Genomic DNA, 12,856 nt, shown 5'->3' on the forward strand with positions numbered 1-12,856 from the left:
CAAAGAAATACTATGCTCAGAAGATAAAAAAGCGTTTAATTGGCTTTTGGAGGATACTTATTAAAGACTTTGTCAACAATTTCTCTTAGTTTTTGTTCCCGAACTTCTGGGGTCGCATTTTCTTTAAATCCGCTTGCGCTTACCGCTTGCCAGAATAAAAATTCTTTTTGGCTATCTACAAAATCAATTTGAATTTCGCGTTCTAGTTTTGGTTGTCCAACCGGGAGACCTATAGAGATACCACCACCAACATTTCTACCACTACCTCCTAGTCCTACGCCCACATTATTGTTTTGCGCAGCTTTAAATTCATTGCTTTGTATATTGATTAAAAAGTCTGGCTCTTCAGCAAGCTGAATGCCTTTGGCTTGCATCGTAGAATCTATAAGTACTAGAATTCTCTTTTCATCAAGACCACTTAATCCCGATACCAGATCGGGATAATAATTATATGTTGTATAAGAAGTAAAATCTGTTTTGGTATCGTAATCGTAATTTACGCGCACCGCGCTGCAAGAAACAAGAAAGAATAAGACCACTAAAAAACCTATCTTTTTCATATATAATGATTTATACAAAAATACTTAAAAAATAATCGGCCTAAAAAATTAATCGTTAAGCATCTTCCAGAGCTTATCTTTTAACTCTACTAACCCTAATTGTGCTACCGATGATATAAACATAAACGGCACATCTTTTATTTGCTTTTCTAATTCACTTCTCATTTCAGATTGCAATTCTTCATCAAGCATATCGCTCTTAGAAATTACGACCAAACGTTCTTTATCTAACATTTCAGGATTATACCTACGCAATTCATCCAAGAGAATTTCATACTCATTCTTTACATCCTTACTATCTGCTGGGATTAAAAAGAGTAAGGTAGAATTACGTTCTATATGTCTTAAAAAATAATAGCCTAATCCTTTACCTTCTGCTGCTCCCTCTATAATACCAGGAATATCTGCCATTACAAAACTCTGAAACTCACGGTATTTTACAATTCCTAAATTTGGTTTTAGTGTCGTAAACTCGTAATCTGCTATTTTAGGTTTTGCTGTGGTTAAAACAGACAATAAGGTAGATTTCCCTGCATTTGGAAAACCAACTAAACCAACATCTGCTAATAATTTTAATTCTAAAATTACAGACAATTCTTGCCCAGGAATTCCTGGTTGCGCATATCTAGGCGTCTGGTTTGTAGAGGTTCTAAAATGCCAGTTTCCACGACCCCCTAAACCACCAGGAACTAATATTTTCTCTTCTCCTTCTTCCGTTATTTCAAGGAGTACTTCTTCTGTATCAGCATCTTTAATAACGGTCCCTAAAGGCACATCTAAATAGACATCTACCCCATCGGCTCCTGTACTCCTACTTTTTGCACCATGTTCACCATGACCAGCTCTAAAGCTTCTCTTAAATTTGAAATTTAAAAGAGTCCATAAATCTTTACTACCTCTCAGAATAACATGACCACCACGACCACCATCTCCACCATCAGGACCTCCTTTAGTAATAAATTTTTCCCGGTGTAAATGCACGGATCCTTTTCCGCCTTTACCCGATTCTAAATTTACTTTTACGTAATCTACAAAATTCCCTTCCGTCATTGTGTTCTATCTATAGTGTATCTGGTTGTGCTACAACCTAAAGCGTATCTATCACTTTTTTTAATCTTTCGGTAATTTCAGAAATCTCTCCAATTCCGTTTACACTGAAAAATTTATCTTTACCCTCATAATAAGAAATTAAGGGTGCTGTTTTTAAATTGTATTCTTCAAAACGATTGCGAATTTTATTTTCGTCTTGATCGTCTGGTCTACCACTTACTTTGCCTCGTTCTAATAAACGTTGAATTAACACCTCATCATTTGCTTCTAAAGCAATAGTCGCATTAATCTTCATGTCTTTAGAATCCAAGAAAGCGTCTAAAGCTTCTGCTTGAGCCGTTGTTCTCGGGAATCCATCAAAAATAAATCCTTTGGCATCTGCATTTTTGATGACCTCATCTTGCAACATTTTAATCGTAACCTCATCGGGAACTAAATCTCCTTTATCAATAAAAGATTTGGCCAAAATACCTAATTCAGTACCATTTTTAATATTATATCGAAAAACATCTCCTGTAGAAATATGTTTTAAATTATATTCTGATTTTAAAAATTCAGCTTGTGTGCCCTTGCCAGCACCAGGTTTTCCAAATAATACAAGGTTAATCATAGTATTTTGATTTAATTGGTATACTTCTTTTAAATTTCTTCCTAATTCGTTATAATCTAATCCATACCCAACAATAAACTTATCGGGTATTTCCATACCTACATAATCAATTTTGTATTCTCCGTTATAGACCGATGGCTTATGGAATAAGGTAGCAATCTTAAACTCTTTTACATTTGTTTGTGAAAATAAATGCACAAGCTCTTTTAATGTTCTGCCTGTATCTATAATATCTTCAAGAATAATAACACTTTTACCGCTAATATTTTCCGGAAGATCTAATAGTGTTTCTACAATCCCTGTAGAAGTTAACCCACTATAAGAACTTAATTTTACAAAAGACACCTCACAAGGGTGTTGGTATTCTTTTAAAAAATCTGAAACAAACATAAAAGAACCATTCAAAACCCCTACAAACAAAGGTGTTTCGTCTTTGTAATCGGCCGCAATTTTATCTGCAACATTCTTTACCGCAGCCAGAAGCTGAGCCTGACTTAAAAATGGTTTAAACTGTTTATCGTGGAGCTGTATCACGGTTATTTTTTTTGAATTGACAAATATAGCGTTTTGATTTCTCTTTTTACTCGTAACCTCGTCGGTTTTAAGAAATCGGTGTATTTTTGTATTTCAATCAGAATTTACACACAACCATGTCAAACAAAGATTCAAAAAATTATTTTTCATCTGACTTCAAACTAGGTATTTTAGGTGGCGGACAGCTTGGGAAAATGCTGCTTTATGAAACTCGAAAGTTTGATATCTATACTAAAGTTTTAGAAGCTTCTGAAGATGTACCTTCTAAAATTGCTTGTGATGAATTTATTCTGGGTGATTTAATGGACTTTGATGCCGTTTATAATTTTGGCAAACAGGTAGATGTGCTTACTATTGAGATAGAAAATATAAATCTTGATGCCTTAGAAAAATTAGAAGATGAAGGTGTAAAAGTATACCCTCCTTCAAAAACATTAAGAACCATACAAAACAAAGCCAGACAAAAGCTTTTTTATCTAGACAACAATTTACCAACGGCAGAATTTTCGCGCTTTGCGTATGCTAGTGAAATTAAAGATAGCGTTGACAATGGCGGCTTAGCGTTCCCTTTTGTTTGGAAAGCAGCTCAATTTGGGTATGACGGCCAAGGCGTAAAAGTAGTACGCAACTTTAGTGATCTTGATGATTTACCTAAAGGCGAATGTATTGCTGAGAAGATGATTCCTTTTAAAAATGAATTAGCCGTTATAGTTGTCCGCAATCCTTCCGGTGACGTAGTTACCTATCCGGTGGTCGAAATGGAGTTTCATCCTGAAGCCAACCAAGTAGAATATGTAATTTGCCCTGCGCGGATTAATGAGGAGGTTGCCCAAAAGGCTACTGAAATTGCGCTTCAAGTATCCGAAAAAATGCAACATATTGGCATCTTGGCTGTAGAAATGTTCCAGACCCATGATGATAAAATATTGATAAATGAGGTTGCTCCGCGCCCACATAATAGTGGCCATTACAGTATAGAAGCAAGCTACACCAATCAATTTGAACAACATATTCGTGCTATGTTAGACCTTCCGTTAGGAAGTACTGCAAGTAAAGTTGCCGGTATTATGGTAAATCTAGTTGGTGCCGAAGGCTATAGTGGTGATGTTGTGTATGAAAACATGGAAGCTATTTTAAAGCTTGAAGGGGTTACTCCACATATTTACGGCAAAAAGCAAACAAGACCTTTTAGAAAAATGGGCCATGTTACCATTGTCAATAAAGATATTGCTGTTGCACGACGTATTGCGCAGCAAGTAAAAGAAACAATTAAAGTGATTAGCAAATAACAAAATACTAGAGCACTACTTTTATATGAAGTACACCTACCTCATTTTACTGCTATTCATAACGTTTTCTTGCAAAACAGAAGAAGATAAGCACCCTGAAATGTTGTTTTTTGAAGAAGCTTTGGAAAAAGACTTCACCGTGGAAAATGTTGGGAACAAACCTAATTACTATAGTGATACTGAGAACTATGTTTTCTTCAAAACAGATAATTTAGCCTCAAAAAAAGAGCTCATCATCTACAATAAACAAAATAGAGCACCGTTAAAAACGATCCGCATAGATAACCTTGAGTTTGTTATTGATAGTGAAGGAAGTATTTTTGGATTCAATAGCGAGTCAGAAAAAGCTATTAGCTACGAAGCTCCCATTTTTGACAAAAAACAGCTTGAGATGGTTTCATTAGAACAGCTCTCGGACAACAATTTAAAAGAAACTTACGCCTCTGATATTGCTCAAAAAGAACTTGACGAAGCTGCAGCTACCAAATTAATCAACGAAATTCGAAATAAAACCATTCAAACAACATTTGTAGACTCCCTAGATTGCGCCATTGAGTTGTATGGGTCTTATGAATTAATTCTGAAATATCCTTCAAAAGAAATTTACGTAAATGATGGGTTACTTTTCAAAGGAACATTTTTGAAAAGTAAAATGTACGACATGAAAGATTGTTTTTTAGCGCATACTAATTTAGAAGAAACCGGATATTTTGCTGCGAAGCATTTAAAATTAGAAGATGAAATTACCTTAGCCTATCATTTAGAAGGTAGTAATCATTTTGTAATGGGCGTATCTTCGAACAAGCTGTATTATTACGAGTTTAGGCTAAACGATAAAATCACGAAATTTAAATCTGCCTATCCTATTAAAGAAATTGATAATTTTGAAGATCAAATCTTATTAGAAATGGGATCTGACAAATATAAAATCACCACGAAAAAATAAACAACATGAGTAAAGTAGCCGTAGTAATGGGTAGTACAAGTGACCTGCCCGTAATGCAAGATGCCATAGATATTTTAAAAGGTTTTGATATAGAAGTTGATGTAGATATTGTTTCTGCCCACCGTACGCCTGAAAAATTGTTTGATTTTAGTAAAAATGCACACCTTAAAGGGTATACTGTAATTATTGCAGGGGCCGGTGGTGCTGCACATTTACCAGGAATGGTAGCTTCTATGTCGCCTCTTCCTGTAATTGGAGTGCCCGTAAAAAGCAGTAATTCTATAGATGGTTGGGATTCTGTGTTATCTATCTTGCAAATGCCTGGTGGCGTTCCTGTTGCTACAGTAGCGTTAAACGGTGCTAAAAACGCAGGTATTCTTGCTGCTCAGATCATCGGTAGCGCTGATAAATGCGTATTAGATAAAATAATTCTTTACAAAGAAGGTTTAAAACAAAAGGTAATTGAAGGCGCTAAATCTTTAAATAAAAATAGTTAATGCTTGTCTATTGATCATTATTGGCACTTTTCACAGCCAATACCTTTCATCAACTAACAGTCAATGACCCTAACAAAGAATAATACCATGAATCCATTATTATCCCCATTTGATACTGCTCCATTTTCTAAATTAAAAAACGAACATTTCATGCCTGCCTTTACGCAAGCTATAGCAGGTGCTCGTGCAGAAATAGATGCGATCACCCACAATACGGAAGCAGCAAGCTTTGAAAATACGATTGCAACATTAGATTACTCTGGCAAGCAATTAGATCGTGTTTCTAGTGTATTCTTTAATTTGAATTCTGCAGAAACCAATGAAGAAATTCAGAAAATAGCACAAGAAATTTCTCCTATTCTTTCTGAGTTTGGCAATGACATCACTTTAAACGAAGATTTGTTTAAACGTGTAAAAGCAGTTTATGATCAGAAAGATCGTTTAGCTTTAACAACCGAAGAACAGACACTTTTAGATAAAAAATACAAGGGTTTTAGTCGCAATGGCGCTAATCTATCCGAAGATAAAAAGAAACGTCTACGAGAAATAGACGCCGCTTCTTCAAAATTAAAATTAAACTTCGGAGAAAACATATTAGCAGAAACAAATAAGTTTCAAATGCATTTGACCGATGAAGCAGCGCTAGACGGACTCCCAGAAGGAGAGAAAGAAGCAGCTGCACAAATGGCAAAAGCAAAAGAATTAGAAGGTTGGTTAATTACTTTAGACTACCCTAGCTATATTCCGTTTATGAAATATGCCAAAAACAGAGCACTACGCAAAAAGTTAGCTACGGCCTTTGGCAGCAAAGCTTTTCATAATGATGAGTTAGACAACCAAGAAAATGTACTTAAAATAGCCAAGCTACGTCATGAACGTGCCAATTTATTGGGCTATAAAACGCATGCTCATTTTGTGTTGGAAGAGCGTATGGCGCAAACCCCAGAAAAAGTACAAGAGTTTTTAAATGAATTGTTGGAAAAAGCAAAACCTGCTGCCGAAAGAGAATTTAAGGAACTAGAAGATTTTGCTAAAGAATTAGATGGTATTGACCGCTTAGAAAAATGGGACGGTGCGTACTACTCTGAGAAATTGAAACAAAAGCTTTTTAATTTAGATGATGAAAAACTAAAGCCTTATTTTAAGCTAGAAAATGTCATTGCTGGTGTTTTTCAGGTAGCTGAAAAATTATATGGTTTACAGTTTGAAGAAGTTTTTGATATTGATAAATACCATGAAGATGTAAAAACATACCGCATTTATGATGAGGACCGTACATTGGTCGCTATTTTTTATGCAGATTTTCACCCAAGAGCAGGAAAGCGTGGGGGTGCATGGATGACTTCTTTTAAATCACAATATGTAGAAAACGGAGAAAATGTGCGTCCGCATATTTCTAACGTTTGTAATTTCACCAAACCTACTGCTAGTAAGCCATCTTTGTTAACCTTTAATGAGGTAACTACCTTGTTTCATGAATTTGGACACGGTTTACACGGCATGTTAGCAAACACCGTATACCCAGGATTATCGGGAACTTCGGTGTATTGGGATTTTGTAGAACTTCCTAGTCAAATCCTAGAAAACTGGTGCTATGAGAAAGAAGCTTTAGCACTTTTTGCTACACACTATGAAACCGGAGAAGTTATCCCGATGGAATTGGTAGAAAAAATTAAAGCCTCTGCTACCTTCCAAGAAGGAATGCAGACCTTAAGACAATTAAGTTTTGGTTTGTTAGATATGTCTTGGCATGGAACAGACCCTACGACTATCACGAATGTAAAAACGCATGAGGATCAAGTTTTTAAAGATACTGATCTATACCCTCCTACTCCAGAAACCTGTATGAGCACGTCTTTTGCTCATATTTTTCAAGGCGGCTATTCTTCTGGATACTACAGTTACAAATGGGCAGAAGTTTTAGATGCTGATGCTTTTGCATACTTTAAAGAAAAAGGAATTTTCAATAAAGAGGTGGCTACTAAATTTAAAGAACATGTACTTTCTAAAGGAGGTACAGAAAACCCAATGGAATTGTATAAAAAATTCCGTGGTGCAGCACCTAAGATAGAACCGCTTTTAGAGCGCGCTGGTTTATTATAAACTAGCTATACGTTTTTAAACAATCAGTATAAGAATTATTTCTTATGTTGATTGTTTTTTACACCTCGTATAGAAAATGGGATATAAATTGATATCTTTAATTTTTAAAGAAAGTGACTATTCTCTTTCTAAAACTAAATTAAAGATGCTATAATTTTGGATGTACTAAAGCCTGGAGAAAAAATAATAGCTAAAGAAACGGACTATACTTCTGGAAGTATAGGCTTGTTAGGTGGTGGTGTAAATGATGCCTATGACCTCTATTTGGTCTCAGATGCTACCAAACATTTGACCTTAATTATTTTTATGAAAATTCAGGTACTATTTGAAGATAGCGGAACTATAGTATGGTCTGCCTTTGACAAAACAAAATTTGTAAAAGATTTTGAAAGCACTGTTAACGCAAAATGGGGCAATAAAAGAGTCTTAAAAAAATTGAGCAAAGGCAAAAAAGTTTTTATTGATTTTCGTTTTGAATTTATTACCAACGGATGGTCTATTACCGAACATTGGGAAGTTCATGTAAAAAAAATAAAGAAAGGTGCTTTTAGCACTAGCTCTGTCAACCCCGTTACAAGCAGGGTAAATTTAGATAGTGAAGATTTTACGACTGTGATGAAAAATGGCGGAGGAAAACAAAGAGGTATTGTTCATGAATTTGGTCATATGTTAGGTTTACCTGATGAATACAAAGAAGGTACTCCTCATGAAAAAGATTTTAATTCTATTATGAATGGTGGTGAACAAATTAAAAAAAGACACGACGCCGTTTATTTAAAATGGGTAGATAAAACCCTATCCAAACAAAACATAAAATGAAAACATCTATGGTATCAGCTGCGTTACTTGCCCTAATAGGCTTTTGCTTATGGTTCTTTGTGCTTAAACCTAAAACAGAAATTACAATGGAAAAACAATGGCAAACACTTGTAACGAGTACCACTGTAGAAAGTGAAAAAAACGCAATTGCTGCATTAACAGAAAAAGTAAGTGCCAAAGGCGGCTATTGGGAAGTTATTGGTAACACCTATGACGGGAATGCCACAAATATGAGTACCTACGATGGCGATTTGAGCAAAATTAAAAATATAACTGCAAATTTTTATTGGGACTCCGCTACTTTTCAAGGTACAGATTGGACCCCTTTAGACCCACAGAATATTTATATTTTCTTTAGAGAGAAATAAAAACAAAATGATTCTGCTTTTTAAGCATTATTCTATTTCTGAATTATTTTAAAGTGAGCTAAACAGCGCTTTTATTGAGCGTACCTCATCAATCATATACCCTAAAAATATGGAGCAACGCCTATTTCTTAAATTGGGGCTATCTATAATGTGTAGTGATAATTATTATCAGGCCTTATAAAATACATTTCTTTTGTGATCGTTGTACATAGAAAACCGCCAACACAGTAATACGCTATGAAAAAAATCTGTTACAAATGTGCTACAGAAATAAAAGATGATGGCGAATTTTGCAAAATCTGTGGTGCTCCAACCGCAAGAAAACAAGTAGAAACACAAGTAGTTCTTAACAACATATGTCCAGTTTGCCATACCACTTACGGACTAGAATTTAAATTCTGTCAGAATGATGGCGAAATGCTACTCCCTTCAGAAGCTCTACTTCCTAGCTGTGTTTTATGTAACACACGTTATCCTAAGGAGGTTACCATCTGCCCAAAAGATGGTGCAGAAGTTAGCTATAACACCAAAGTGAAAACGACACCGGCACCTAAAAATAGTAGTACAGTAACGAATACTCCTAAAAAAAACAGCTCCCTAAAGATATTTTCTTTTAAAGGAAGAATCAACCGAACTTCATACCTATTCACAGTGCTTATGTACTGCATAGTAAATGCTATCATAATAGCCAATACCACCATGTCTAACCTTGGAATAGCTATAGTTGTGTTTTCTGTTTTTAATCTACTCATGTCCTGGATCCTTCTGGCCCAAGCCGCTAAACGTAGTCATGATATTGGGAATAGCGGTTGGTATGTGCTCATTCCTTTTTACGGAGCCTTTATTTTATTCTTAAAAGGTGCAGAAGGCACAAATCAATATGGAAGTAGTCCTAAGTAACTAATTTAAAACGAAAACCATGAAGTGTACTGCCTGTAGGATCGAAAATAAAGAAAATGCTCAATATTGTAGAAATTGTGGCGCTCCGCTGCATCCCACAAATCAAGCTCCAGATTCTAGTTCTAACAAAACCATCTGGTTGTTACTCGCTGTAATTGCCTCCTTTGTAGTGGTAGAACTAGGTTATTTTTTGATCAGCACTTTTGAGCTAGATTTTATCTATGATGTGGTCAATCTATTCTCATTTATGACCTTGATCCCTACACTAACCCTATTAATTGCCGCGGTATTAATACCCAATCAAAAAGCTAAAATAGCATTATTCATAGGTTTTGGCCTTATGCTGCTATTTCTAGCAGGCTATTATATTTCCTAAAATTGGAGGCTATAAAATAGATAAACACAATTACCGTTATACTCTTACCGACCAACCTGAAATTATTCTATGAAAAACATTTGTACAAAATGTGCTACCCTCATTACTGAAGGTGCTAGTTTCTGCCAAGTATGTGGCACAGCAGTTGCAGTAATCCCAGAAAAAGAGCCTGCAACAGCTAAAGTAAATAGCTGCCCCTTATGCCAAACTACCTATTCCGAGGCATACGTTTTTTGTGAAAAAGATGGAGAAAGGCTACTTACCCCAGAAGACAAAACCCCTAGATGTGTTAAATGCTATACCAGTTATACGGATGATACCACTATTTGTCCAAAAGATGGTGGAGAAGTAAAGTATATTCCCAAACGTTCTAATCGTGTCCCGCATAGTAACCTAGACAATAGCGGTATGTTTCAGCGTATATTCTCATTTGAAGGAAGAATAAGAAGAACAGAATACGGACTCACCATGCTCCTATACACGGTCTTTTATTTTTTACTCCTATTCATTGTAGAAAGCACCCGAAGTAGCAGCGCTGGAATAATAATTCTACTGCTATTAATTCCTTGTATTTGGATACTCTGGGCACAAGCTGCCAAACGCTGCCACGATCTTGGTAATTCTGGTTGGTTTCAATTAATACCATTTTACGGACTCTTTCTATTATTTCAAGAAGGAGACAAAGGATCTAATGAATATGGGAGCGATCCTAAAAATTAATTAAAAAAGTATATCATGAACTGTATAGCCTGTAGTACCGAAAATATACCATCAGCCTTATTTTGCAAAAATTGTGGTGCTAAATTAGTACCTCAAAAAAATCAAAACAATGAGGATGTAGATAAAATTGTAAATCTCTTTATGTTAATTATAGGCTCTGGCCTAGTGGTAAGTTTATTTTACTTTTTCATTAACCTAATAGAATACATAGATGTGTATTCCATACGGCCTTTGAGAATAATCACCAACTTGGTGGTCCCTGTGGTTACCCTAGTTGCTGCTATAGTAATGCCGCATCAAAAAGCCAAAGTATTTCTATTTGTTGCGTTTGCTTTAGAATTTGTAATATTTATTAAATATAGTCTCTTATAATAGCTACAGCACCTGCAGTTTAGATCAACTTAGACAAGAACAACTATGATGAATCGTTTTTAACGGACAACTATATTTTTTAACAGGAAAACAATGGAATCCTAAAATCAACTAAAATGGCAGCACTAAACGAACAAGATCCTAAATTTATGGACTTTATGTTTCACGGGTTAGACCACGGAGTAGCTTCTATAGCTGAGTCTGGTGGTCCTCTTGTTCCTTTTTTAATGACACAAACCGGAGACAAGAAAGAATTGAAACGCTTTGTTACAGCAAAATATGAAGATGGTATTTCTGCTGCAAAGAAAACATTAATAGCACTAAACGTAAAACCAGATTTTGCCTTAATCGCTTTTGATGGTTTTATTACTTGGGAAGAAAAAAAGTACGATGCCATTTATGTCTCAGCTTTTGATAAAACTCAGGATGAAGGGTTTGAATTTTGCCAACGGTATCTTCCTAAAAAAGAAGGAATTGGAATTGAGCCAACAGGAAACTCTGCCTTCATCGGGAAAATAGAAAACGTATTATTAGTATCTTCCAATACTAAAAAATCCCAGGACACAGAAAAGAAAAAACCTTGGTGGAAATTCTAAATGTAAACGCTAAGGATGTCACAGTACTATTCATCATACAGAAATAGACATTACAAATTTGGCAATTCTTTTTTAGTACATTTAGATAACATTTGTATTCAAAATCTAATACTATATTATTTAAAAAAATATGACATTTAAAATCTTCAGAATAACACTAGTAGTATGCTACGGCATGCTCCTATCATGCAAAAACCCAAATCAAAAAACAACACTTATTACAGATGAAGAAACTACAGAACAAGAAGCGAAAATAACACCTGCTATAAATGTTACTATCGAAAATGAAGACCTTCAGAAAATAATTCAACAATCTATTGATTTACCTGAATTGCAGCAATACTTTCATAGTACAGAATTACCAGAACGCTCTCCTTTGATTATAGTAAGTAACAACAAAATTCCAACAAGCCTAGAGCTTGATAAGTTTGGCAAAAAAGTACAGATTTTAGATGTTTCGAAATTGAAAAATAAGGAACAAGCTCACCTACTTTTTTCTACTATTGTTATCTCTGAAAATACAGCAAGTATCATTTTTAATTATCCCATAGAGGGGATTCATGTTTCTATTGAGTTTGCAAAATTGAATAACGAATGGACCGTTGTTACCTCAAAACTAAACGAACAATAATTAAAAATTATATCTATGAAAATGTCAAAAACTGATATTAGAAAATATCCAAAACTAGCTTACTATGTTAAGGTTAATTTACCTCAAGTAGTACATGTTCCTGCAATTGTTCAAGCCTTAAAAAAGATAGCTAATCTTAATGACGTGAAGTTAAGAGATGCGTTAATATGGGGCAAAGGTCCACAAATTAAAGTAACCTACCTCGTAGATGCATATGGAGAATTCTCCCCAAATCAACAATCAAATGAACTAAGGATAGATACTTCTTTAGTGACTGATTTTGAAAAAGGAAGAGGAAAACGTATGGCTAGAGCTGGGAATGTATACTTGGTTGGTATCACGTTACTGCATGAGTTAACCCATTGGGGAGATGATCAAAATGGAATAGACAGACCGGGAGAAGAAGGTGAAGAGTTCGAAAAATTAGTGTACGGCAAACTTCTTTACTAAAAGGGAACGTTAGATCACATTCGTAAAAAAATAAT

The 12,856-nt window shown here is 35.1% G+C and carries 16 protein-coding genes; 13 read left to right on the forward strand and 3 right to left on the reverse strand.

From position 1 onward, the window contains the following. Positions 1–35: 35 nt before the first annotated feature. Genes CELAL_RS03285 through CELAL_RS21795 form a run of 3 tightly spaced genes read right to left on the reverse strand, consistent with a single transcriptional unit; the run spans position 36 to position 2,754 of the window. Positions 36–560 (reverse strand): DUF4136 domain-containing protein, encoded by a 525-nt coding sequence (locus CELAL_RS03285; RefSeq protein ID WP_013549496.1) that lies wholly within the window; start codon positions 558–560, stop codon positions 36–38. Between the two features lie 48 nt (positions 561–608). Then, positions 609–1,610, reverse strand: coding sequence for a GTPase ObgE (obgE, locus tag CELAL_RS03290; protein ID WP_013549497.1), 1,002 nt, complete (start codon positions 1,608–1,610; stop codon positions 609–611). A 37-nt stretch (positions 1,611–1,647) separates the two neighbouring features. Continuing rightward, a complete protein-coding gene (locus CELAL_RS21795) occupies positions 1,648–2,754 on the reverse strand; it encodes an adenylate kinase (RefSeq protein WP_013549498.1) in 1,107 nt (368 codons plus the stop codon). A gap of 116 nt (positions 2,755–2,870) precedes the next feature. On the opposite strand from CELAL_RS21795, the gene CELAL_RS03300 reads away from it, so the two are divergent. The 13 genes from CELAL_RS03300 to CELAL_RS03360 all read left to right on the forward strand — a co-directional run bounded on the left by CELAL_RS03300 (position 2,871) and on the right by CELAL_RS03360 (position 12,821). Further along, positions 2,871–4,043, forward strand: coding sequence for a 5-(carboxyamino)imidazole ribonucleotide synthase (locus CELAL_RS03300; RefSeq protein ID WP_013549499.1), 1,173 nt, complete (start codon positions 2,871–2,873; stop codon positions 4,041–4,043). A gap of 25 nt (positions 4,044–4,068) precedes the next feature. After that, the gene (locus CELAL_RS03305; protein ID WP_041557465.1) at positions 4,069–4,989 is read left to right on the forward strand and encodes a hypothetical protein; all 921 of its coding nucleotides are present in this window, start codon (positions 4,069–4,071) and stop codon (positions 4,987–4,989) included. 5 nt (positions 4,990–4,994) lie between these two features. Then, positions 4,995–5,486 carry a 5-(carboxyamino)imidazole ribonucleotide mutase gene (gene purE, locus CELAL_RS03310; RefSeq protein ID WP_013549501.1) on the forward strand — a complete coding sequence of 164 codons (492 nt, stop codon included), beginning with the start codon at positions 4,995–4,997 and terminating at the stop codon, positions 5,484–5,486. A gap of 87 nt (positions 5,487–5,573) precedes the next feature. Then, a complete protein-coding gene (locus tag CELAL_RS03315; RefSeq protein ID WP_041557911.1) occupies positions 5,574–7,589 on the forward strand; it encodes a M3 family metallopeptidase in 2,016 nt (671 codons plus the stop codon). Between the two features lie 156 nt (positions 7,590–7,745). Further along, complete coding sequence (locus CELAL_RS03320; protein WP_013549503.1) at positions 7,746–8,408, forward strand: immune inhibitor A domain-containing protein; 663 nt, start codon at positions 7,746–7,748, stop codon at positions 8,406–8,408. After that, positions 8,405–8,776 (forward strand): hypothetical protein, encoded by a 372-nt coding sequence (locus tag CELAL_RS03325; protein ID WP_041557468.1) that lies wholly within the window; start codon positions 8,405–8,407, stop codon positions 8,774–8,776. Before CELAL_RS03320 ends, CELAL_RS03325 begins: the two co-directional genes overlap by 4 nt. Positions 8,777–9,013: 237 nt before the next feature. After that, positions 9,014–9,676 (forward strand): DUF805 domain-containing protein, encoded by a 663-nt coding sequence (locus CELAL_RS21800; RefSeq protein ID WP_013549505.1) that lies wholly within the window; start codon positions 9,014–9,016, stop codon positions 9,674–9,676. A gap of 19 nt (positions 9,677–9,695) precedes the next feature. Then, positions 9,696–10,052: a zinc-ribbon domain-containing protein gene (locus tag CELAL_RS03335; RefSeq protein ID WP_013549506.1), complete on the forward strand. Its 357-nt coding sequence runs from the start codon at positions 9,696–9,698 to the stop codon at positions 10,050–10,052. Positions 10,053–10,121: 69 nt separating this feature from the next. Next, the gene (locus CELAL_RS22100) at positions 10,122–10,772 is read left to right on the forward strand and encodes a DUF805 domain-containing protein (protein ID WP_013549507.1); all 651 of its coding nucleotides are present in this window, start codon (positions 10,122–10,124) and stop codon (positions 10,770–10,772) included. A 15-nt stretch (positions 10,773–10,787) separates the two neighbouring features. Then, positions 10,788–11,144 carry a zinc ribbon domain-containing protein gene (locus CELAL_RS03345; protein WP_013549508.1) on the forward strand — a complete coding sequence of 119 codons (357 nt, stop codon included), beginning with the start codon at positions 10,788–10,790 and terminating at the stop codon, positions 11,142–11,144. Positions 11,145–11,260: 116 nt separating this feature from the next. Beyond that, a complete protein-coding gene (locus CELAL_RS03350; RefSeq protein ID WP_013549509.1) occupies positions 11,261–11,740 on the forward strand; it encodes a hypothetical protein in 480 nt (159 codons plus the stop codon). Positions 11,741–11,870: 130 nt separating this feature from the next. Continuing rightward, positions 11,871–12,371: a hypothetical protein gene (locus CELAL_RS03355; protein ID WP_013549510.1), complete on the forward strand. Its 501-nt coding sequence runs from the start codon at positions 11,871–11,873 to the stop codon at positions 12,369–12,371. Between the two features lie 15 nt (positions 12,372–12,386). Beyond that, the gene (locus tag CELAL_RS03360; RefSeq protein ID WP_013549511.1) at positions 12,387–12,821 is read left to right on the forward strand and encodes a hypothetical protein; all 435 of its coding nucleotides are present in this window, start codon (positions 12,387–12,389) and stop codon (positions 12,819–12,821) included. Positions 12,822–12,856: the final 35 nt, after the last annotated feature.

The sequence above is a fragment of the Cellulophaga algicola DSM 14237 genome, from assembly GCF_000186265.1.
GTDB classification, from domain to species: domain Bacteria; phylum Bacteroidota; class Bacteroidia; order Flavobacteriales; family Flavobacteriaceae; genus Cellulophaga; species Cellulophaga algicola.

Coding starts and splice junctions, on each gene's coding strand:
- CELAL_RS03305 (WP_041557465.1), top strand. CDS start 4,069: ATGAAGTACACCTACCTCATTTTACTGCTATTCATAACGTTTTCTTGC.
- CELAL_RS03285 (WP_013549496.1), bottom strand. CDS start 560: ATGAAAAAGATAGGTTTTTTAGTGGTCTTATTCTTTCTTGTTTCTTGC.
- CELAL_RS03345 (WP_013549508.1), top strand. CDS start 10,788: ATGAACTGTATAGCCTGTAGTACCGAAAATATACCATCAGCCTTATTT.
- CELAL_RS03360 (WP_013549511.1), top strand. CDS start 12,387: ATGAAAATGTCAAAAACTGATATTAGAAAATATCCAAAACTAGCTTAC.
- CELAL_RS03355 (WP_013549510.1), top strand. CDS start 11,871: ATGACATTTAAAATCTTCAGAATAACACTAGTAGTATGCTACGGCATG.
- purE (WP_013549501.1), top strand. CDS start 4,995: ATGAGTAAAGTAGCCGTAGTAATGGGTAGTACAAGTGACCTGCCCGTA.
- CELAL_RS03335 (WP_013549506.1), top strand. CDS start 9,696: ATGAAGTGTACTGCCTGTAGGATCGAAAATAAAGAAAATGCTCAATAT.
- obgE (WP_013549497.1), bottom strand. CDS start 1,610: ATGACGGAAGGGAATTTTGTAGATTACGTAAAAGTAAATTTAGAATCG.
- CELAL_RS03325 (WP_041557468.1), top strand. CDS start 8,405: ATGAAAACATCTATGGTATCAGCTGCGTTACTTGCCCTAATAGGCTTT.
- CELAL_RS03315 (WP_041557911.1), top strand. CDS start 5,574: ATGAATCCATTATTATCCCCATTTGATACTGCTCCATTTTCTAAATTA.
- CELAL_RS21800 (WP_013549505.1), top strand. CDS start 9,014: ATGAAAAAAATCTGTTACAAATGTGCTACAGAAATAAAAGATGATGGC.
- CELAL_RS03350 (WP_013549509.1), top strand. CDS start 11,261: ATGGCAGCACTAAACGAACAAGATCCTAAATTTATGGACTTTATGTTT.
- CELAL_RS03300 (WP_013549499.1), top strand. CDS start 2,871: ATGTCAAACAAAGATTCAAAAAATTATTTTTCATCTGACTTCAAACTA.
- CELAL_RS22100 (WP_013549507.1), top strand. CDS start 10,122: ATGAAAAACATTTGTACAAAATGTGCTACCCTCATTACTGAAGGTGCT.